Below are 22,410 nucleotides of genomic sequence, written 5' to 3'. Positions count from 1 at the left end.
CACAGTTGCACGAATGAGTCCCCTTGATATAGCCTCATCATAGATATTATTGACATTTTTTCAATGCGAGTATGGTATCCGTTATACCTGTTTCAAAAGGTGTCTTGGGTATAGCCCCTACAACACGCTCGTATTTGCTACCATCCAGCACTACAGGTGTTTGGGTCAGATATAGCATCTCTACGATTTCACGAATCACCGGATTAAATAATCCGATCAGACGAAGTGCGGTTTTTCGCAGCGGAAAGACAGGTTTAATTTTACCACTCGCTTTTTGTGCAATCTGAACAAGCTTTTTGCCGGAAATCACACCCGCTCCCGGTATGTTCCAATTTTGACCGTAAGCTTCTTCCAGGCTGGCTAATTCCACGATCATCACTGCTGCATCGGGCAGATACACATATTCGCGTGGGACATTTAAGCCTCCTATGAAAATAGCCGGTTTTCCAGCAGCCACAGCCTCCATAGTCAATCCTAAATAAGAGGATTTGTTGGCGGTAGGTCCGTAATAATCAGGCAATCTTGCAATCATAGGCCGTGCATGATCCCAGCGGGAACTGAATATAAGATTTTCAAATTCCAGCTTGACTTTTCCCTTGCGGGTATGAGGGTTTTTGGGATGTTCCTCATTCACTAAAGGGGTCAATGCCTTGCCGTACGGATAAATTCCGTCTATGATGACTATTTTCTTCCCTAAACGGTTGACTGCCTCCATGACGGATTCCCCCAAAGGAAGCTGGCGTGCCTCCATTTCGTGGTATGGAACAGCCGCACATTGGAAAATGACATCTGCATCCTTAACCGCAGCACTAACCTGATGCGGATCGAATACATCGCCTTTATAAACAGACAGATGCTTTGGCTGACCTAATGATGCTTGTAATTGCTGGAGCCTGTCGGAAGAACGTCCGAAGGCGATGGTTTCAATGCCTCTGTTGAGAAGTTCATGTAGAATTGCCAACCCAGTTCCTCCGGTTGCACCTAATACGATTGCTTTTTTCATTGTGAACACTCCTTAAATAGAATAATTATTTAGTGATTGATCAATTACATAACATTAAAATAAACGAGGTTAATCGTTTATTTTCATCAACTCCGGCAAATCCAGCGACATTGAGATATTACAAAGCATGCCTCTGGCCAGAAAAAGCATCGTTCTTTCCAATGCCTGTTCAATACCTGCCTGGCGGAAGGCATCATATACCGCCGCATGAATTTCACGAAATCCCTGCTGCATCACGTTCACAACCACGTCCTCGTGGATTGTCTGCGCCTGCATTTGCAAAAGAATCTCATTGCGGTATTCCACCATAATTTGCGAATATGCTGCAATAAGCTCCTGCTCTAGCCGTTCAGACGAAACCGAATGAATAACTCGGTGAAAAGAGTCGATGATGCGTGCAAATGAAACCTTCAGCGCTTCAATCAGCAAAGCTTCCTTGGTAGCGAAAAAACGGAAAACATACGGCTGAGAAATGTTGGCCCGTTCAGCCACTTTGGCTGTTGTCGCACGATAGTAGCCCATCTCTGCAAATACTTCAATGGCGGCGGATATGATTTCCTTTTGGCGATTTATTGATGTTGACGTAGCTTTGGTCATGAAATCTCCATCCTTTTGTTCAACACAGATTCAGATTAGTGATTGATCAATTACTAAATCCAATATAAATGACACTACACGAAAATGCAATAGCAATCGCTCAGAAAAAATAAGTCGCCTCCGGGATGGCTACGGAAGCGACTCTTTTATTGTGTCTCAGATTATGGAGTCATGGAGTTAAAATACAATCTGACATAGTTGACCTTTTGTGTTTTTGTCTGATAGGAAAATACTAAATACTGATCAAGCCCGGAAGTATTTTTGATGGTATAACTGACTTCTGCTGTATCCGGTACGTCTTTGGAGGTGTCGTTCCTTTCGGTCGGCTTACCCAGTTCCTTAATGACTTCGTTGATAACCAGCTTTTTATAAGATGGATCGGATGATGTAATCTCTGTAACTTTATCGCTTCCATCCAGTACGATATCCGTATGATGCTTGGCGTAGCTCCGCAGATGACCGGTAGAGCCTGACTCGGATTTTCCCCACAGCTCGAACAAAAGATCGCTGCCCGTTCCCAAACCAAGACCCTTGGGCAAATTCGGAAGTGTCCCCTGCTTGGCTGCGCTGAGTATGCTTGCTGGATAACCGTGTGTGTTATTAGATGGCGCTGCACTGCTGGCAGGTGACTGACGGGCCGAGGTTGAGCCTTGCTCAGACACCTTTCCGGTATCCTGGGAACCTGCTGGACTCGGACTTTGCTGGTCTGTGTCCGAACCTTGCTTGTTCGCATCTGCACTCTTACTATTGTTGCCCGTTTGCTGAACCGTAGAATCGGTAGATGGTGCAACCGCGCCTTCCGTAATTGGAGCAGTTGATTTTGCTTCTCCGCTATTGCCGCATCCGGTGATGACAACGAAACTGATAGCCATCAAAGCAGTAGCCGTTATTAGCTTATAGGGTAGCTTTTTTGATTCATGTGGTTGATGTGAATGTTTTATCATGAGATCACTCTTTCCTTGTTTCAATGAGGTACAAACCAAGTGTAACCTAACCACATTTCCAGAATACCTCTACTTGTTTCCAACTTGTAAACAAGGACATTGAAGATCATCCAACATACACTATTTACGATAGTACGATCCTAACTGTTGTTGAGAAAAAGGATAGGGAGAATTGCTGTTTTTCAACCACATATTCCCTTTTATGATGAAGATATATACAGCAAAAGCAAAGTAGATTGTCCCCCAGATCCAGTCTGTTAGGGCCGGTGCATTGTACTCCACAATATCATGAATGTACCAGATTCCGACCGGAACATGCACGAGCACTGCCGTCAATAAACCAGGATTATATAAGGTTTTTGCTTTTATATTCACAACAATGCCATGCCAGACTACCTGGAAGAAGCCCATAAAAACAGGTGCGAGTCCAAGCCATACCACGCGTGGAAATAATATCGGGAGTAAATAAAACACATAGGCAATCAACACATTAATAATCATGGCTGATTGGGTGTTTAAGGGGTAGCGATCCGGGGTTTCACTTTTAAACATGACGTTGTTAAATAGACCGGCAAAATATCCAGGCCAGCGATACTCCTCAAATTGATGAAAAAGGATGGCTACAAAGCTTAACCATAAAATTCCCGTTATATCCGAAAAGATGGCCCTGTTCATAAGTAAACCAATACATACGATCACACCAATGATAGCCCCTGCGTCCTGCCAGTATTTTCTCAGAAAATTCATAGTATTCACTCCAGTCATTTATGATTTCAGCATTTTGCATCATTCGATTCCCAACGCTTAAAATTAGAATATATAGACAAACTAGACCGTTTTGATCTATATATTGCTAATTTGAAATCGCTCTTGGGATTGTTGCAAAATGCTCATTTATCAAAATATCTATCAAACAACAGGTTTAATTGTTCCTCGATTGAAGGCATTTCCACAGCCGCTCCGGATTCAAGAATCGGGCTCATCAATGCGGGAAGAAAAATAGCCCCAAATATTTGCAGCATCATTGCTAACAATCGCTCTGGCCGTTGCTCACCTGTCAGCTCCTTGATCGTACTTTGCACTTTGGGGAATCCCATCATGTTTAAAAACCTTCCGTATTCCTGTTGGGATGTGAAGGGCGTGCTGCCCATGACAATGACTCGTGAGAGCAGCTCCGGGTATTGCCGAATGACCTGTAAATAATCAAACAAAAATTGTTTCAGTCGATCTTGGGGTGGGATTGCTGTATCGTCCAAAATAGAAAAAGTGTGCTGAAAGCCAGTCAATATCACTTCAATGGCTTCACTGAGCAGATTTTCCTTAGAGCCAAAATAGTAATTAACCAGAGAAATATTGGTGGTCGACAGGTCGGCAATTTTCCTGATTGTAACGGCCTCGAAACCTTCCTTTTTAATGAATTCAAGCGCAGCGTGTAATATTTTTTCTTTGGTTTGCTGTTTTTTGTCTACGTGATTCATACTTCTCCTCCTCTTACCTGGTCCAATCAGAGCGGATTGAATAGACCAGAATTCTATAAATCAAACATAATTTAAAACAATGTTTAAATTTATGTTTGAACTCAGTTTAGCACTTTATATTTCGCAATACAAGCACAGTTTGATATTTAGCATATACAAAAACCCGCAAACGAATAAGATCGCTTGCGGGTTGCTTTAATCGAGATTGAGAAAAGGTTTAAATCGCCCAATTTCCTTTGCGGAACACAGCCTCTGTACTTCCGTCCTGCAGCTCGCCGTCAATATCCAGCTCAGCCGAGCCGATCATAAAGTCAACATGGGTCAGGCTGACATTGGCACCGTTCTGGAGCAGCTCTTCCCGGTTCATTTGTGTTCCTTTTTCGAGGTTAAACGGATACGCACTGCCGAGCGCCAAGTGACAGGAGGCATTTTCATCAATCCCTGTATTGTAAAAGATGCGATTGAGATTGGAAATCGGCGAATCGTGCGGCACCAGCGCGACTTCACCCAAATAGCTGGCCCCTTCATCCGTAGCCAGTAAATGAGTCAGATGTTGCTCGCCGGATTCCGCTGTATATTTGGTAACTTTGCCATCCTTAAAGGTAAATGTGATGCGATCCACCAGCTGTCCGTTCAAATTTAACGGCATCGTGCTGGTGACATAACCATTTACACCTGTACGTTTAGGCATTGTGAATACTTCTTCTGTCGGCATATTCGCCACAAAGTAGTCTCCACGCTCGTTTTCAGCACCACCGCTGCGCCAAATATGTCCGTCGGCCAGTTCGATTTTTAAATCTGTTCCGGGCGCGCGGTAGTGCAGGCTTTTATACTTTTTATGATTCAGCTTGTCTTGCAGCTGTTCGAGGTTTTTCAGATGATTCTGCCAATTCTGAACGGGATCGGAGCCATCCACACGGTTCATTTGGAAAATCGTTTCCCACATGACACGAATACGGTCCTCTTCCGCCACATCAGCAAACACTTTATCCGCCCAAGCCTTCGTGGGTGCTTTGATCAGACACCAGCTGATTTTATGATTTCGGGTATATTGGGAAAAGCCTTCTCTCGCCGTTACCGCCGCCTTCGTTGCACGCGATACTTTTTGCGGATCAATGCCTTGATACAGATCCGGGTTCGGCACCTTGATTGTTAGCGTGGCTCCACCCTCCTCGGCGAGTTTTTCCAGCATTTCTGCCTTCCAGGCCGGGTAGTAATCAAAGCTGGCTTCGTCACCATGCTCAAAACGGCTGCGCGTAATCTGATCGTCCTCGAACTCCACCTGCACATATTTGGCTCCTGCTTCATAGGCTTTGTTAACAATCAGCCGCGTAAATTCCACGGTTTCCAGTGGTGCAGTGACCAAAAACACCTGTCCGGGCTGGATGTTGACACCTACTTTTACGACCAGTTCTGCATATTGCTCCAGCAATGCTTCAAATGAACTCATTTCCCCACGCTCCTGTTCCGCATTTCATGATATTTACAATCTACAATTACAGTACAGACTGCTTCTCCAGTTCACGCAGCTCCACTCTTCTTATTTTACCCGAACTGGTTTTGGGAAGCTCCTGAATAAACTCTATTTTTCTTGGATACTTGTAAGGTGCTGTCGATGCTTTCACATGATGTTGCAGTTCCTTCACCAACTCAGGTGATCCTTCTACTCCGGCTTTGAGTACAACGTAGGCTTTTACAATATGTCCCCGGATTTCGTCAGGACTGGCTACGGCAGCACACTCCTGTACAGAGTCATGCTTCATGAGCGCTTCCTCCACTTCGAAGGGACCGATGGTATAACCGGAGCTAATAATGATATCGTCACCGCGTCCTTCAAACCAGAAGTATCCATCCTCGTCCTTGCGCGCCCGGTCTCCTGTAACAAAATAGTCTCCATGGACACTGACACCTTTGCGCTCTGGATCAAGGTAATACGTATGGAATAATGCCGGCAGATCAGCACGCACTGCAATATCGCCCACTTGACCCGGAGCCAGTGGAACACCGTCCTCGTCTACGATCTCAACCAGTCCCGGCGCAATGGATTTCCCCATTGAACCTGTGCGCAATGGCGCGTCCTTCAAATTACCGATAATCAAAGTGCTTTCTGTCTGGCCGTAACCGTCACGAATAGTAATGTTGAACTGCTCCTGAAACTTGTTAATGACCTCCTGATTAAGTGGCTCTCCCGCAGAAACTGCGCTGCGCAATTGGGACAGATCATATTGATCCAGACCATCCGTCTTCGCCATAATCCGGTATTCCGTTGGGGTACAGCACAACACTTGAATTCCGTGCTGCTGCATGAGCTGTAAATATCGACCCGGACGAAACGAACCATTATATACGAATCCGGTGGCTCCATTTCCCAATACGGATAGAAACGGACTCCAAATCCATTTTTGCCATCCTGGCGCAGCTGTAGCCCATACCGTATCCGAGGCCTGGATATCCAGCCAAGGGGATGTAATCCGCAGATGGGCAAATCCCCAGCCGTGGCTATGTACGACACCTTTAGGATTTCCCGTGGTACCGGAGGTATAGGCCAGAATTGCCATGTCATCCCGGTGCGTTTTCACAGCTTCAAAGGTATCTTCCTGTCCAACCATCAGCTCATTCAGCTCCAGCCAGCCGGGTTCAGCTACGGTGTCGTCGCTGGAAACCGAGATACGGTAATCCAGAGAAGGCAAATCCCCGTCTACTTTGTCCACTTCACCTGTTACTCCGGTCCAGGCAATCACTCCGCGCGCTTCCGAATGGCGAAGTCGATAGGCAATATCCTTGGCCCGAAGCATTTCGGAAGAAGGAATAACGGCAAGTCCCAGCTTTAAGCATGCTAGGTAAATCACATACGCAATAATGCGACGTGGTACTACGACCAGAACCCTGTCTCCTTTGTTAAATCCCAGTCCTGCGAGTCCTCCAGCGAGTCGATTAGCTTTTTTCAGCAGCTCCCCATAGGTGATTTCCTCGTAGTCTCCTGTTTCGCTTAACCACTTGAGTGCTGTTTTGCTAGCGTCATGGTGCTCCATTTCCGAAGTCATATTGTAATATTCAGGCGCAAGCCATTGCTGTTGATTTGTCAAATTGTACATTCCCCTTTATACATAAGATGAGAGCCACGATCTAAACTTATTATAACACGTCTTAGTACCAGGTTCTAATACCAGACTCATTTTTTTGAAAAAAATAAAGTCCGTAGAAGCGAACGACAAAAAGAAAGAGCCAGGTTTCAGACTCTTTCTCTCTGCTGCTATAAAGCTTTTAAAACTGGAGTTCCACTTCCGAAGATGCAGCTTCCTGTCCGTTCACAAGCAGTGTAATACGGTGTGCGCCTGGATAATGGCGGCGGGTCGTCAGGTCTGCGAAACGGTGTGTTCGCGTACCTGTAAGACGGGTTCCTCCGGGTACGTTTTTGTCGGAAAGCAAAAATAATTTACGCGAGACTTGTCCTCTTGCCTTCACAAAGTCGATGCCGTATTCGATGCGAACTCGCACTGGTTCACCTTCCCTAAGTTGAAGCGCATAGCTTAGCTCACAGCTATCACCGAGCTTTAACACAGCCGGATCGGCGGTAAAAGACGCTTCCGTAACTAACGGGGATCCGTTCGTTTCTTCGGCATAACCAAACAGCGCCATCGCCTCGGGGCTGGACTTGCGAATCAGGGTGCGGCAGCCGTGGCGTACAATCCAGTCGGTGTCGGGATGCGTACCTTTCCATCGTTGAGCTGTTGCAATGACTGCTTCGGGATGGTCCTTAGCGATGTCGTTCAGGTTGTTGGCTACACTTTTACGTACATACAGTGAGGGATCGGCTTTCAACAGTTCCAGCAAGGCCAATACAGGAGCGGGATCGCGCTTAAATATGGGCAACGCCTGCCCCCACGGCAGCCGTGGACGACAGCCTTCGCTGGAAAGACGGCGGACGTGCTCGCTCGGATGAACCGCCCAGACCGTCATCTGGCGCATCATCCGTTCCGGTTCGCGCAGCAGGAAGGGTCTCACGGCAAACTCCGCAGATGACTTCTGTGTGAAACGCTCCAGCGCTTCCATAGAGAGCGTCCAATGCTCCTCTCCCTGCCCATACACCTCCACAAAGTCAGGAAAAAATAAGTACGGGAAACCACTGCAATGCTCGTCTATAGCAAAAAGGACAGCCAAGGCTTCTTCATAACGACTGGGCAAGAACGTCCCCAATGTTAGTGAAATTCGCCGCATCCGTGCTTTTAGCTCCAGCTCATTCCACGATTCGTCCATGACCTGATGGATAAATCCCTGGGTATCAAACGAGCTATACGCCGTTTGTACTCTTTCACCGAAAAGGCGAAGAAAATCCTCTGTGTATATATTTTTTAAAGGTTCAGCCATCTTGTATCTCCTTTTGTATCCGAATGTAAACGATAGATTCATACCTTCGTCTATGATAACCATAAACAGCGCTCCAACACCAGCACCAAAATGATCTGTCTCGACGTGGAGAAGCCAGACATACTAAAAATGCCAGGCCCCATGATGAGGACCTGACATTTTGTATGCGTGGCTTATAAATTGCGGGGAAGCACTCCCAGGGTGAAAAGTTTCTCATTCAGTTCTTTGGTGATCTTATTCAATGAGAGTCACTTCGTTCCGAGACAGAGGCAAACCAGAGCTGCTTTTGATCCGGAGTCAGCGCAATAACGGTTTCTGAAACGCCCACTGCTTCAGCCTCTGGAGGTACGGTTACAGGTAAAGGTTGCTTGCCCGGACCCGGGCCGTTTCCATTCGGGGGTGGGTCCGGTAAAAATCCCCCTTTGCGCAGCTCGTTCACGCTATCCTTGACCGCTTGTACGATTTGCGCAATATCTTCCTCCGTATGGGCAGTGGACAAGAAACAGTTTCGTCCCTCCCAGATATAGATGCCTTTTTCCAGCATGTGATAAAAGAACAATTCCAGATCGCCTTTGAGCACAAAGCGGAACAGGGAGCCAAAGTGAACGACCTTCATAGGTACGTGTTCGTCCGTGAAATAGCTGTTTAGCTCCGCTGCTAACGCCGAGGTGCGGCTGTTCAGGCGATTTTGCAGCTGCTCGCCGTTGCTCTCCAAATGATCCAGCACCGCTAAGGATGCAGCCATTGCCAGCGGATGATGGCAGAAGGTTCCCGCGACAAAGGTTCGCTGTTGCTCATGTTGTGGATAGGAATCGTCCCCGAAGCTCCACGTACCTCCGTCGATCCCGTTCATAAAGGCGGCTTTCCCGGCTACGATGCCGATCGGCATCCCTCCGCCAATGATTTTACCGTATGTCACAAGGTCGGCTTGCACACCAAACCAGGCTTGTGCCCCTCCCGGCTGAATCCGGAAGCCTGTAATTACCTCATCAAAAATGAAGGCAGTACCTGACTGCTCCGTCATCTGGCGAATGTCCTGCAAAAAGGCTTGAGGCTGAAAATCTGGCCGGCGGCTTTGCACCGGCTCCACGACAACCGCTGCCAGCTCATGCACATGGGTGCGGATGTAATCCAGGGATTCGTCCGCTCCATAATGAAGCACGACGATATCGTCCACCATATGCTGCAGGATACCTGGAGCGAGAGGTGTCGAATGCTCCTTGTTGTCACTCGCGCTCCCCAGCGCCAGCACCCCGTCAAATGTACCGTGATACGAGCCAGCAAAAATGACGACTTTAGCCCGTCCCGTGGCAGCACGTGCCAAACGGAGCGCGACCATGACAGCCTCCGTGCCGGAATTGTACAGCGCAATCCGTTCCACGCCGGTCATCTTGCAAATTTTCTCGGCGACCTGTCCAGCCATGTTGGACATCGGGCCGACACACATGCCGTTCTTCAGCTCTTCCTCCATTTTTTCACGAATAAAGGCTGGATTGTGTCCGAACAGATTCACGCCAAAGCCCATCGTCAAATCGACATATTCATTACCATCCAGATCCCAAATTTTAGACCCGTCTGCATGCTGAGATACGATTTGATACACCATTTCCTTCAAAACAGGCCGGAAACCAGCCACATTACGGTTATTGGCGTAAACGGAGCGATACTGCTGGGTGTACTGTTTAGTGCTACGCGTACGGGCCGTGTAGCGTTCAATCAGCTCTTGCAGATGTTGTTCCTGACGGAGCGAAAGCAATTCACGTGCTTTGACATCCAGCTTTTTATAAGGCACAAACGGCTTGGCTTCATTGCATGTCTTCTTGGGAATAGCCTGTACTGATGGAGCGGGTGCTAATGTGGCCGCGACTTCCTGCTTGGATTCGGTACGGATAATCTCCGTGCCTCCTCTACTTGCTGATGGCAAAACGCCGGATTCCGGGCTAAATGGCTCGGAAGCTATTACGGATGCAGATGGCTGATGCCGGAGAACATCAAGCTGCTGTGACATCAGATGTAGCTGTTGCTCCAAAATTCGCTCTACACCCGCAGGAGCTGTAGCGATTGGGAAACTTTGAGCCCGTGTTTGCCCAGCCGTATCTATACCATAAACGGATGCGGCAGCCGGAACGCCGGATTCATGAGACAGTTGGGTTAACGGGGAAGCTGCATGAACAGCCTGATTCAGAGTTGTTTCCGAATGATTTTCCACAGACTGAATCGGGGCTTCAGCAGAAGTGGAAATGCTCACCCGTTCGGCTACGTAGCTGGCTAACAGCTCCAGCGTGGTCAACGATTCGAAAAATTCGTTCATCGGAACGTCCAGTCCGAAGGTATCCTTGATGCTATGGCGAACCTGGGACAAATTAATGGAATCCAGCCCAAGCTCCAGAAAATGTGTTTGTGGCTCCAGTTCCTCCAGACTGAGCTGGGACACGTTACCGATCATTTTCGCTAACTTTTGAAGGATAGATGATTTGTACTGATCGGTAGCCGATGCTGACACCGAATACTCGTTCCCCATAATTCCAGTCTCCCTTACTGTTGAGTTTTCATGAATGGGTGCCTTCTGTTCCGTTCGAACCTGTTCGGGCACGTTAATCCAGCATCTTTTCCGTTCGAATGGATACGTAGGCAGAGAAACCTTTTTGTAGTGCTTACCTGCATATAGGGCACTCCAATTGATCTGCGCTCCTTGCACATACTTGGCAGCCAGTTGCTCCAGTGATTGCAACGTGTCCAAGCTTCCAGTGACCGTCTCTGCGCCACCTGTGCTATCCGCTTTCCCGGTGTATACACCTTCGACGGCTCTGCCTTGTTCGTGCAACTGAAGCACCTTTGCTTTCAGCGCATCCGCTCCTGCGGCAGTCACCGCAATCCGGTGATTCAGGTGGCTTCTGCCAGTGTTAGCCGTATAGCATACATCCTTCATCACGAGTTCTTCCGGCCGTCTGAACCGTTCTGCGTACCGCCCGACTAGCTCGCGCAAAGCGGATTCACTCCGCGCTGACAGGGTCAGCAGCAGCGGTGATGATCCATTGTTGCTGCCCGTGGAGGATTTATCCGATTCCGTCTTTGCTATATATTCCTCCAGCACCACATGGCAGTTTGTCCCGCTGAATCCAAAGGAACTCAGCCCGCTTCTTCTCGGGAAGCCGTCCGTCTTCCATTCCCTCAGCTTCGTATTGGCATATACCGGAGATTCCTCGAAATGGATCTTCTGGTTTGGCGTGCGAAAATGAACGAGCGGCGCAATCTGTTGATGCTTCATGGACAGTACGGATTTGATCAAGCCCGCAATTCCGGCGGCTTCGTATAAATGGCCAATATTCGTTTTGACTGTGCTGATCGCCACAAATTGCTTGCGCTGTGTACGCTTGCGGAAAGCCTTGGTAATGCCGTCAATCTCGACCGGATCACCCAGCTTGGTCCCGGTGCCATGCGCTTCGATATAGCTCACCGTTTCGGGATCAATCTGTGCATCACGCCACGCCTGCGAAATCACTTCCGCTTGAGCCAGCGCATTCGGCGCTGAAATACCAATCGTACTGCCATCCTGATTGATTGCACTTCCCTTGATCACGGCTAAAATGTTGTCGCCATCTTGCTCCGCTTTGCGCAGAGACTTCAGGAAAACGGCTCCAACTCCTTCTCCCCAGCCCGTTCCGTCCGACTGGTCATCGAAGGCTCGTGCCCGATCATCGGAGGATTCCATGCCTATACCCGCTTTCAGCGGCAGCAAAATCGTCTTCACTCCACCTGCCAGTGCCATATCGCAGTCTCCATTGAGGATGGACTTGCAGGCCAGATGCACCGCCACGAGTGAGGAAGAGCATGCTGTATCAATCGTTAGCGCCGGGCCTTTTAGATCGAGCAAATATGCAATCCGACTGGAAATAATGGACGATAAATTACCAATGGCAAAGTTCGGCAGCGCGCCCGGTTCCACCTCGGACAACAAACGCTCATATTCGAAGCTGGTTTTGGAGAAGCCAACATACACGCCAACCTTTTGGCCTGCCAGCTGCTTGCCACCATACCCCGCATCCTCAATCGTGCTCCAGGCGGTTTGTAGAAATAACCGTTGATTCGGGTCCATTAGCGAGGCTTCCCGTGGTGTCAGCTTAAAGAAGGAGTAATCGAACTTGTCTACTTCGTCCAAATAGCCACCTTCTGCGATTTGCATATTCCGTCCTTCCGTATTCAGACGGGAAATGAAAGCTTCGGCATCTTTTCTTCTTTCATCGTTGTACGGACCGATATTGTCTGCCCCTGATGACACATTCGCCCAAAACTGCTCTAGTGTATCCGCTTGAGGAAACTTGCCGGACATGCCGATGATGGCGATATCCCGGTCATTCGCTTCCTCCTTGGCCTCGGGCTGTGTTGTTGCAGTCGCGTCGCTGCTTAGGCTTTGACTGGAGATATACGAAGCCAGCTTGGCGATGGTCGGATAGGAAAAGAAGTCCGTCACCTCAATATGAATCCCTAATTGGTCCTCCAACTGGTCCACAATTTGAACGAGCTGCAAGGAAGTCACTCCGATATCAAAGTAGCTGTCATCCGTTCCAATCGACTTTACATTTAAAATATCCTGGCAGATTCCAATCAGCTTTTGTTCTATTTCGCCTTGAGGCAGGACTATACGCTCAGCTGCTTGCGCGATTTGAGTAGCCTCGGCCAGTGATGTCAATATTTCATCAAATTCACCCTGTTCATAATTCTGGGCTAATATGAAGCGCTGAACCTTCCCGCTGGTTGTTTTAGGGATACGTCGAATCGGAACTACATCCTGAATATGCCAGCCTCCCCGGTAATTCAGATGGCTTTTCAGCTTTTGAACTAGCGGCACAAAATGCTCTATCTTTTTCGTGTGCATCACAAAAACAACAATACGATCCTGCCTGGTTTGCGCATCATGGACACCACACACCGCTACTTTTCCGAGATCCACGCCATCCAGCTCCTCGGCAGTTCTCTCGATGTCATGAGGATAAACGTTCTGTCCGTTCACGAAAATGATATCCTTGGCTCTACCAGTAATAACCAGGCGGCCATTTCTCATAAACCCTAAATCTCCGGTGATGAGCCAGCCATCCTCTGTTTTAACCTTCGCGGTAGCCTCGGGATTGTTGTAGTATCCAGCTGTCACATTTTTGCCGCGGATCTGTGTGTGTCCAATCACACCATCTTCCAACGCCCGATTTTGTTCATCGCAAATGCGGACAGAGGTACTGGCCATCGGATACCCTAAATCCACAAAAGTAAGACACCGCTTGTCGGACTTGTCTACTTCTTCAATGGGTTCACCTACGTGTAACTGCTGCCGATTCAAATAAAGCGGAATAAAGGTATCTTTGTCCAGAGGGGGAGTGGAAACACCCACGCTCGCCTCTGCCAATCCATAGACAGGAAACATCGCATTTTTATTCAAGCCGTGAACACTCATCGCATCCATAAACACATGGCAAAGCTCTACAGATATCGGCTCAGCCCCATTTAAAATCATACGTACACTTGACAAATCCCAGTTATCCGCTGTTTCAGGTTTGTACTGATCGAGAAAAAATTTATATCCGAAATTGGGAGAGCATATTTGAGTCACCTTATGCTCCGATACTTTTTTTAGCCATAAAGACGGGCGTCGGATAAAAAGTGCCGTCGGCATAATCAGCTGCTTGGCATTAGCGACCACACAGGTTAAATGAAAGGCGATCAATCCCAGATCATGCGTAAGCGGCATCCAACCCAAATAAGCATCCTTGGAGCTCATGCCCGTTTGATTTGCGACATCCCGAATATTGTAAACCAGATTTTCATGTGTCAGCATGACCCCTTTAGGATCACCTGTAGAGCCTGAGGAAAATTGGATAAAAGCCAAATCCTCCGGTTTGGATACATGAACTACACCTTTATTCAGACCGGAATAGTCGAATGTATGGCTTGAAAAAGTTGCTTTTTTAACAGGCTCAAAGGAATCCAGCAGTTCGTGCTGATGCGCGTACTTTTCCAGTTGTTCCAAAACCTTATCATCTGCAACCATATAAGGGCGGGAGAGCGTATTCCAGATTTTAAACAGTTTCATTTTATGTTCATCATTATTCCCGATACTTACAGGAACCGGAACGATTCCACCGAGCAGGCAGCCCCAAAATACATTCACAAAGGTATGATTGTCGTCGATCTGTATGATCAGCTCATCGCCAGGTTGTATCCCTTTTTCCTGTAATGCATGAAGCACCTGCGATGCTTGCTCCAGAAGTTTACTGTAGGACACATATTCCTCTTGCTTATCACCGGAAATAAAGGTGATCCCGTTCTCATCCCGGCTTGCACGGTCTTGAATGATTTCAATTAAAGTTTGAAACTGCTCCATCCTGATCCCTCCTTAATTGCTCTAGCATTACTTTCTGCTCTCCTTCGGAGACCCGTTTGGTTTGCAACACCAGGCGAATACACCCCAGTATTTCCTGTCTTTGCTCAGAAGCAGGTGGTGGACTGCTGCCTGATTCTGAGTTTCGCAATAATTCTTCCAGTCTCCGAACAGGTAAAATAACACCCTTTAGATACTCATCTTCATTCCAATTGGCATTGGGGGTAGACACCGCCAGTGACAGGGAACGGGCAACCCAATCACGGATCGAGAAACGGCGTTCCAGTTCAACGCGATCCAAGTCTCTGTCCAGAGACAGCACTTCGATGGTAGTGTTTATTTCCTTCGCTAAATTTTTCAACACCGTTCGCGGACCTAACTCGATGTTCTGCTTCACGCCATGATTCGCCATATACTGCATGGTTTGTATCCATCGAACCGGATGAGTCATTTGCAAAATCAATCCTTGACGGATGCTGTCTACATCAGGGTATGGCTGAGCGGTCACATTGGAGATCACGGGCCACTGCGGTTCATGGAAAGTGTATTTTTGCAGCTCGATGGTCAGCCTGTCCGCAGCATGCTGCATAAGCAGACTATGAAAAGGACCGCTGACCTGCAAGCGAGTAATTTGGGCCCCCCGCTGTTCTAACTTGCCAGCTACCACAGCTACCGACGTATGATGACCAGAGACGACATACTGATTGGGCGAATTGTAACAGGCAATGACAGCAGGCTGATCGACTGTGGAGTGCAGACGACAGAATTCTTCCACGACGTTCAATTCAGCTCCGCGAATGGCAATCATGCTGCCCAGACCGGCCTCTGCGGCTGCTTCCATGAAGCGTCCCCGCTCTTGTACCAGTCGTAAAGCGTCGCCAAAGGATAGAACACCGCTACTTACCAGAGCTGAATATTCACCCAGGCTATGACCTGCTGAAAATTTCGGAATAATCCCGATTTCGTGCATATAACGTCGGAATGCAATGACGCTGATTGTAAGAAGTGCGGGCTGAGTATAGAATGTCTTGGATAATTGTGTGATCGGACCTGCCATGCATAAAGCTTTCAGATCATATCCCAAAATATCAGCAGCCTCTTCAAACAAGTGATCCGCTTCTGTAAAATCGCTATGCCATGCGACTCCCATTCCTGCATACTGAGATCCTTGTCCCGGAAAAACCAAAGCCATTCGATTCAAATTCATACCAAACCCCTTTCCTCCCCACAAAGATGTGGCAAAACAAAAATGTTTTTACGATTCAGGTGTTAATGTATATATGTATGGAGATATGAAAATATGGAGATGGATACAGCAAACCATAACAAAGCAAAGTTGTAAGGTTGACAAAAAAAGCAATAAGCGACAATTTAAGATTTAATTTGGTGATTGAATTGCCAATCGTGGTATTATTGGAAATAAATTCAGGTGTGTGTGAAAAGCTTGGAAGTGTGAAAAGCTCGGAGTGGACTAAAGACTTAGGTTGGGACCTAAGAATCTAGTATCATAGATGAATGTGTCGAAAAAATACCGAAAACAACGCAATTTCATTCCAAAAGCAAGTATTAATTGTGAAATATTTTAATTATATAATAAATATGGACTCGAAAAAAGTCAATATTTTTTCAAATTCCTTTAATGGAAAAAAATAAATAAACAGAGATTAATATGGTTTTATAAACACAAAAGTAAATTAAAGTATGAATTTATAATGTGTAAGTATATTATACATACAAACAATACCCTCTTTTGTATGAAAATCAGGCATTGTTTGTAATTTTTTGATGAATTTTCGTAAAAATTTCTGTGTCGTAAGTGCAAGAAACAGATGACGTGTTATATCTGGTGCTTGACAAACCAATTTGTAATGCGTTGCAGTCGTTCCACACGAAGCTGCGGATGCCCTTTTCGTGAAAGCTCATGGCTTGAGCCTGGAAAACGAACAAATTGCGTGGATTTACCCAATCGCCGTAGTGCTGTAAATAGCTGCTCTCCCTGCTCAATGGGACAACGAAGATCCTGCTCCCCGTGCAAAATAAGCAGTGGTGTATTTATTTGCTTAACATATGCCAGTGGAGATTGTCTCCATAAGACCTCGAAATCGTCCCAAGGATTGCCGCCGACCTCGTCTTCTGTAAATGAGTAGCCAATGTCGCTCACGCCATACATGGATAGCCAGTTGGATATGGAGCGCTGGGTCACGGCTGCACGGAAACGGTCTGTGTGACCGACAATCCAGTTAGTCATAAAGCCTCCGTAGCTCCCCCCCGTAACACCTAGTCGTTCTGGATGAATGAATGGAAACTGTCGAATGGCCTCATCGACCGCACTCAGCAAGTCCGTGTAATCTCGTCCGCCGTACTCGCCAAGAACGACATTGGTAAAAGACTGGCCATACCCTCTGCTTCCCCCCGGATTTGTGTAAATGACCGCATATCCCTGCGCTGCTAGCAACTGAAACTCATGAAAAAAAGAGTGGGAATACATCGCATGGGGACCGCCATGGATTTCCAAAATGGCGGGATAGGTAACTCCCTTCGCAAAACCGACTGGCTTCATCACCCATCCCTGGACCCTCCGACCATCCTCGACCTCAGTCCAGAAGCTCTCAGGCACACTTAACCTGATCTCTTCCAGCAGCAAGTCATTCACCTGCGTCAGTCGTTCCTCTGTCCCGGAAGAGATCGCAATTCGAAACAAATCGCCTGGCAATGTCACGTGAGTTGAAGCTGCAATGATATGCTGCTCATCCGGGGTGAGCGTGAACTGATAAATTTCTCTGTCTCCCTGCGTCAAAACTGTAAAGCTTCCATCAAGTGCAAACTGATATACATGCACATTTCCTTCACGGGTTACAAGCGTATACAGGGATTGACCGTCCATACTAAAACGTGGTGGCCCTACATGAAGGTGTGAGCGCATATCGCTCATACCCGCGTTACCGAGGTGTGCGTCCAGCGTTTCACTAATGCATACTGCCGAGCCACCACTCGAAGGGAGGATGTATAATCGGGTCTGGGTCGCGCCTTTAGCATGTCGATCATGTCCGTAAAAGGCAATCGTTGAACCATCGGGAGAGTATTCAGCACTCTCGATTTGCAGCTCGGAGCAGGTTAGCTTCCGCGGTGCTTCCGCATTTCCTTTTGAAATAGCAGGAGCTATCGTAAACAAATCATTTTGCTTGCGTAAATCCGTATCCTCTTCTGAATGCTCCGCTATTCTGGCCACGAATAAAATAAGTTTGCCATCCGGCGACCAGACAGGTTCCGCGACGTCATACGCGCCGAACGTCAGTTGGACGGTGTCCCCTGAATTTACATCAGTCACATATAAGTGATTACGTGTATCATCCCATAGCCCGTAGCCATCTGACTTGGCTTTTGTTCGGTTAACGACCTGTCCTTTCGGCTGCACTGATGTCGGGGATGACAGACTCTCTGTGGTTTTTGCGACAAAGGATATGTAGAATCCGTCCGGTGACCAAGCCAATGAATGAACGCCTTTCTCTGCCCATGTAAGCTGCCGAGCCTCTCCTCCGCTAGCTGGAATGATCCATACCTGACGCTTACCTTCCAGCGTACGGAGAAAAGCAAGCTGTGATCCGTCAGGTGACCAGACAGGTGATTCGTCTTTCGGCCCATATGTGAAGGGCAACGGCTCGGAGTTTTCTGATGGCAAAAGCCAAATGTCAGAATTATAGTCTATCCGATCTTCATTAATATACTGCTCTACGTAAGCGACTGCACCGTTACCTGGATGGACAGCAGGATCGCTGATCCACCGAAGTTGATATAAATCCTCTGCTGTTATATGGCGTTTAGCTATACTGGATTGCGGGTCGCTCAAAACAATTCCTCCTCCAATCATCAGATCTCTATAAGATTCGAAATATATTAATCCGATGAAATTTGTAAGTTTTAAATGGTATTAAAATCACGTTACTCTTTCTACTTGTCTCTGTCAATTTACTTTTTCATGTATTTCCAATACAAAAACCCTATCTCTCTGGTCGCCACAGACCTGAAAGCCTCCTAAATCGGAGGCTTTTTATGAGATAAGGTGATTGAACAGTCACATCTATAGTTGAAAAATAGGAGATATGGGTGGCGCATCATTTTTTACAGGGATAATCGACCTGCTTCCGTCATCCAGATTCGGCCCATGCTGCCAAATCGTGCTCGGAATTTCCTGCCGCAGCACCGGTATGATATTCTCGCTAAACCGATGTAGCTGTTCGAGCTGCTCCTGCTCACCCAGCCCGTCCACGCTGATGCTGAGTACCTGGTGACCAAACGCGGTATGATAGTTCCGTATTTTTTCAAGAACGCTCTCCGCAGAGCCGATCAGAACAGGACCGTTACGAATATTATCCTCCAGACTCGTGAAGGGCGACTGATTGTGCTGAGCTGCCACTGTCGAGTGGTAGGCATCATAATAAGGACGATACCGTCGAATCGCTTCCTCATCCGTATCTGCCAGATACAGACTCCCTGCTCCGGCACCAATCACAGCCTGAGACGGATCATGCCCGTAATAAGCCAGCCGTTCCCGGTAATGATCAATGAGCGCTTTATACTTGGCCTGCGGGTGGAAAGAATTCGAGGAAAATATCGGCTCCCCGTATTGCGCAGCCAGCTCGGTCGATCGTGTACTGGAAGCACTGCCATGCCAGATGGGAATCTGCTGCTGATACGGCCGTGGCTGTGTCGTGACTTGATGCAACGGTGGACGATAGCTTCCTTCCCACGTCACCTCTTCTTCGCTCCACAGCCGTTTGAGCAGACGATAGCGCTCAGCAAGCGAGTCCCACTGTTCTTCCTCTGTAATTCCAAATAACGGATAATGGCGCGGATCATTGCCTTTCCCAATAATAATCTCTAATCTTCCACCCGATAAATGATCCAACGTCGCATAGTCTTCTGCCACGCGCACCGGGTCCAGCACGCTAAGCACCGTCACCATAGTCAGCAGACGAATCCGTTCGGTTCTCGCCGCAATAGCGGTCAGCACGAGCGGGGGTGAGGATGACAGAAAAGGCGCACCGTGCCGCTCCCCCACACCGTATGCATCAAAACCAAGCTCCTCTGCGAGAACAGCCTGATTGATTACATTTTGGAATTTTTGCTGCGAGCTCCAGGTTTCCCCGGTAATCGCATTAGGCAGATTAGCCATCAGACTGAATAACACAAACTTCATTTCAAGAAAGCCCCTTTCGGAGAATGAGTCGGCTTCGTCCTTTCCCAGGTATCGGCCCTAATTGCGGTTAGCGGTCTCGGCTTCGTTTTTTTCACGAATATACGTTTCAAATAATTCGGGATTCACAACTTTACGCAGCACATGCATCGTTCCATCTCCTGTTCCATGGTCAAACGCATGAATACGCTCATATCCCCAACGCTCATACATAGACAGCAGATAGGGATGCTTTTCGGCTGTTGCCAGCGTAACGGCAGGAGCTCCCACCTGATCACGGATTATAGTCTGCTCTACCCAGTTCAGCAGCTTGCGACCGTAACCTTTGCCCTGAGCAGCCGGATTGACGGCAAACCACATGACAAATGGTAGATCCGTTATAAAATTAAGAGCTCTATTTTTGAGATGACTAACTGTAGCCTGAATTACACCATCGACTTCCAGCACGTAGCAGTCATTATTTTTAATGTTTTCCTGAATGATAGGAATATCTGCCTGAGCGGCAGGCCATTTAAGCTCCAACTGCCGAATTGTTTCGTACGCCTCATAAGTCACGTACTGCAATCTCTCCGCATCTTCCCGTTGTGCCAAACGATAGATTTCGCTCATGTTAACCCGCCTCTCCTTTATAAAAATTATTAATCCTATCTACTTAATCAGGAATAAAAGATAAAATAACTGTAGCATGCTCACAATCCAGCGACAAATTAATTTTTTCTATAAGCATATTTAAAATAACGATAACCTAGCGAAAGTGACCCCGAATTGCAAAATCCTCCTCCGTCAAATCCATGTTAACGCACATACCGGTTCGGCTGCCGTCGGCTGCGGCAAAAATCAATTGGGAAAGCATGAAGTATGAAGAATCTCCGGCGGCGTATACCCCAGGTATAGAGGTTCTTCCTGATTCATCCGTCTTGATCCCGCCCGACTCCAGCTTTTCACAGCCCAAACGTTCTCCAAACGGTGTACTTTGCACAAATTTGGGAGCGATGAAACCACCAGCCCTCGAGACTTGAGTTCCATCCGTAAAGCGAACATGCTCAAGCTGTCCATTGTGGCCGATGAAAGCCGCAACAGGCTGCTCCATCACAACAATTCCCTTTGATTGAAGCCATTTTTTTTTGCTCGTCTGACAGGGTATCGTGGCCGTTCGTGCAGACGACCACATCCTTGCTCCAATTAAGGAGTAATTTGGCCGTATGATAGATGCCCGGAGATTCGGACACAACGACAAGCGGTTGATCCCGTAGCTCCCAGCCGTCGCAATAGGGGCAATTAAACAAGCTTTTTCCGTATAGTGGATAAAAGCCTTCGATCTCGGGAAATATCTCCTTTACGCCCGTCGCCAAAATCAGTTTTCGCGCTTGAACGCGAAGGCCTGACGAATCAAGCACCTCAAATCCGGATTCAGTTTTTTCAATCGAAACAACCTCGGTTTGCAGATGATCGACAGACGGATAGCGCAGTACTTCCTCATAAGCAACGCGACGGAACTCGGCCGGCGTTACGCCGTCTCTTGTAATAAAGCCGTGCGATGTATGCGTAACGGCATTTCTGGGCTGGTTGTTGTCGATCAAAGCCATACTTCGTCTTGCCCGGCCAAGCACAAGGGCTGCATTCAATCCGGCGGGTCCTCCGCCAATAATAGCACAATCGTAAATCATGATGCTCATCTCCTTTAAATAGATATTAAAGACTTATTATATCTATAATATTCTCGAATTCGCTAATGTGTCAAGCTGCACCTGATCATAAAAAACGAAAAAAAGCCCGAAAACCGGGCTTTTCTAATTCCTCGTCTCATACCATGCCAGCCATATCCTTAGCATTCAGACGAAATGTGCATGTTGCTTTATTCCGCAGGGGCTGTAAAGCTGCGTTGGGCAAATTCACTGTCCAGCATATAAAAAGCGTTGCTATCTCTTTCAATACGCTTGAGCTTCTGGATCACATTGTCGAACAGAGCTTCCTCTTCGACTTGTTCATCAATAAACCATTTCAGGAAATGGATCGTCGCATGCTCACGTCCGTCCAGAGCCAAGTCAGCCAAATGATAAAATTTCTGCGTATTTTGCTGCTCATGCTTGTAGCCGTGCTCAAATACGTCCAACATGGAATCGTAGCTATTTTTAGGCTCCGGTAATGCTGCCAAAGTAGCTCGCCCTCTGCGGTCATTAATATATTTGTATAGCTTCATCGCATGAAAACGTTCCTCTTCAGCTTGTACCAGGAAAAAGTTTGCGAACCCATCCAGACTTTCGCCAGAGCAATAAGCAGCCATCGCCAGATATACGTGAGCGGAGTAAAACTCAAAATTCATTTGCTCATTTAGAGCCTGTGCCAAATTGTCTTTCATGTATCAGGTCACCTCGGTCATGTATGTAATGATGTAGCGATCTTAGTGTACCACGAAACCAATCATAAAAACGAGCGCAATGTGAGTTTTAAACACC

14 protein-coding genes and 1 pseudogene are annotated in these 22,410 nt (G+C 47.4%); all 15 read right to left on the bottom strand.

Going from position 1 to position 22,410, the window contains the following annotated elements; genetic code table 11:
• Window positions 1–46 precede the first annotated feature (46 nt).
• The 15 genes and pseudogenes from QMK20_RS12735 to QMK20_RS12665 all read right to left on the bottom strand — a co-directional run bounded on the left by QMK20_RS12735 (window position 47) and on the right by QMK20_RS12665 (window position 22,313).
• Window positions 47–1,003 carry an SDR family NAD(P)-dependent oxidoreductase gene (locus QMK20_RS12735; RefSeq protein ID WP_283656008.1) on the bottom strand — a complete coding sequence of 319 codons (957 nt, stop codon included), beginning with the start codon at window positions 1,001–1,003 and terminating at the stop codon, window positions 47–49.
• Window positions 1,004–1,072: 69 nt separating this feature from the next.
• A complete protein-coding gene (locus QMK20_RS12730) occupies window positions 1,073–1,600 on the bottom strand; it encodes a TetR/AcrR family transcriptional regulator (RefSeq protein WP_044645890.1) in 528 nt (175 codons plus the stop codon).
• A 161-nt stretch (window positions 1,601–1,761) separates the two neighbouring features.
• Entirely contained in the window at window positions 1,762–2,544 is a 783-nt protein-coding gene (locus QMK20_RS12725) for a DUF4309 domain-containing protein (RefSeq protein ID WP_283656007.1), read from the bottom strand.
• Between the two features lie 120 nt (window positions 2,545–2,664).
• Entirely contained in the window at window positions 2,665–3,291 is a 627-nt protein-coding gene (locus QMK20_RS12720; protein WP_283656006.1) for an HXXEE domain-containing protein, read from the bottom strand.
• A 143-nt stretch (window positions 3,292–3,434) separates the two neighbouring features.
• Window positions 3,435–4,022 (bottom strand): TetR/AcrR family transcriptional regulator, encoded by a 588-nt coding sequence (locus QMK20_RS12715; RefSeq protein WP_283656005.1) that lies wholly within the window; start codon window positions 4,020–4,022, stop codon window positions 3,435–3,437.
• Window positions 4,023–4,239: 217 nt separating this feature from the next.
• A complete protein-coding gene (locus tag QMK20_RS12710) occupies window positions 4,240–5,472 on the bottom strand; it encodes an aminopeptidase (protein WP_283656004.1) in 1,233 nt (410 codons plus the stop codon).
• A 46-nt stretch (window positions 5,473–5,518) separates the two neighbouring features.
• Entirely contained in the window at window positions 5,519–7,108 is a 1,590-nt protein-coding gene (locus QMK20_RS12705; protein ID WP_283656003.1) for an acetate--CoA ligase, read from the bottom strand.
• Between the two features lie 178 nt (window positions 7,109–7,286).
• Window positions 7,287–8,390, bottom strand: a complete 1,104-nt coding sequence (locus QMK20_RS12700; protein WP_283656002.1) for a DNA alkylation repair protein — start codon at window positions 8,388–8,390, stop codon at window positions 7,287–7,289.
• 238 nt (window positions 8,391–8,628) lie between these two features.
• A complete protein-coding gene (locus QMK20_RS12695; RefSeq protein ID WP_283656001.1) occupies window positions 8,629–14,763 on the bottom strand; it encodes an aminotransferase class III-fold pyridoxal phosphate-dependent enzyme in 6,135 nt (2,044 codons plus the stop codon).
• Complete coding sequence (fabD, locus tag QMK20_RS12690) at window positions 14,738–15,961, bottom strand: ACP S-malonyltransferase (RefSeq protein WP_283656260.1); 1,224 nt, start codon at window positions 15,959–15,961, stop codon at window positions 14,738–14,740. Before fabD ends, QMK20_RS12695 begins: the two co-directional genes overlap by 26 nt.
• Window positions 15,962–16,597: 636 nt before the next feature.
• Window positions 16,598–18,628, bottom strand: a complete 2,031-nt coding sequence (locus tag QMK20_RS12685) for a S9 family peptidase (RefSeq protein WP_481857797.1) — start codon at window positions 18,626–18,628, stop codon at window positions 16,598–16,600.
• A 210-nt stretch (window positions 18,629–18,838) separates the two neighbouring features.
• Window positions 18,839–19,957: an LLM class flavin-dependent oxidoreductase gene (locus QMK20_RS12680; RefSeq protein ID WP_283655999.1), complete on the bottom strand. Its 1,119-nt coding sequence runs from the start codon at window positions 19,955–19,957 to the stop codon at window positions 18,839–18,841.
• 57 nt (window positions 19,958–20,014) lie between these two features.
• Complete coding sequence (locus tag QMK20_RS12675; protein ID WP_283655998.1) at window positions 20,015–20,563, bottom strand: GNAT family N-acetyltransferase; 549 nt, start codon at window positions 20,561–20,563, stop codon at window positions 20,015–20,017.
• A 136-nt stretch (window positions 20,564–20,699) separates the two neighbouring features.
• Window positions 20,700–21,621 (bottom strand): annotated as a pseudogene (locus QMK20_RS12670) (NAD(P)/FAD-dependent oxidoreductase).
• 188 nt (window positions 21,622–21,809) lie between these two features.
• The gene (locus QMK20_RS12665) at window positions 21,810–22,313 is read right to left on the bottom strand and encodes a ferritin (protein ID WP_283655997.1); all 504 of its coding nucleotides are present in this window, start codon (window positions 22,311–22,313) and stop codon (window positions 21,810–21,812) included.
• Between the last annotated feature and the right edge of the window lie 97 nt (window positions 22,314–22,410).

Origin of the sequence: Paenibacillus sp. RC334 (assembly GCF_030034735.1) — a bacterium.
In the GTDB taxonomy this organism is placed as follows: Bacteria; Bacillota; Bacilli; order Paenibacillales; family Paenibacillaceae; genus Paenibacillus; species Paenibacillus terrae_A.
This window is presented reverse-complemented; position numbering and strand designations above follow the sequence as displayed.

What these genes read in the sequence shown, in the direction of transcription:
- QMK20_RS12715 (WP_283656005.1), bottom strand. Translation starts at nt 4,022, where the DNA reads ATGAATCACGTAGACAAAAAACAGCAAACCAAAGAAAAAATATTACAC.
- QMK20_RS12680 (WP_283655999.1), bottom strand. Translation starts at nt 19,957, where the DNA reads ATGAAGTTTGTGTTATTCAGTCTGATGGCTAATCTGCCTAATGCGATT.
- QMK20_RS12700 (WP_283656002.1), bottom strand. Translation starts at nt 8,390, where the DNA reads ATGGCTGAACCTTTAAAAAATATATACACAGAGGATTTTCTTCGCCTT.
- QMK20_RS12685 (WP_481857797.1), bottom strand. Translation starts at nt 18,628, where the DNA reads ATGATTGGAGGAGGAATTGTTTTGAGCGACCCGCAATCCAGTATAGCT.
- QMK20_RS12695 (WP_283656001.1), bottom strand. Translation starts at nt 14,763, where the DNA reads ATGGAGCAGTTTCAAACTTTAATTGAAATCATTCAAGACCGTGCAAGC.
- QMK20_RS12710 (WP_283656004.1), bottom strand. Translation starts at nt 5,472, where the DNA reads ATGAGTTCATTTGAAGCATTGCTGGAGCAATATGCAGAACTGGTCGTA.
- QMK20_RS12725 (WP_283656007.1), bottom strand. Translation starts at nt 2,544, where the DNA reads ATGATAAAACATTCACATCAACCACATGAATCAAAAAAGCTACCCTAT.
- QMK20_RS12665 (WP_283655997.1), bottom strand. Translation starts at nt 22,313, where the DNA reads ATGAAAGACAATTTGGCACAGGCTCTAAATGAGCAAATGAATTTTGAG.
- QMK20_RS12675 (WP_283655998.1), bottom strand. Translation starts at nt 20,563, where the DNA reads ATGAGCGAAATCTATCGTTTGGCACAACGGGAAGATGCGGAGAGATTG.
- QMK20_RS12735 (WP_283656008.1), bottom strand. Translation starts at nt 1,003, where the DNA reads ATGAAAAAAGCAATCGTATTAGGTGCAACCGGAGGAACTGGGTTGGCA.
- QMK20_RS12720 (WP_283656006.1), bottom strand. Translation starts at nt 3,291, where the DNA reads ATGAATTTTCTGAGAAAATACTGGCAGGACGCAGGGGCTATCATTGGT.
- QMK20_RS12730 (WP_044645890.1), bottom strand. Translation starts at nt 1,600, where the DNA reads ATGACCAAAGCTACGTCAACATCAATAAATCGCCAAAAGGAAATCATA.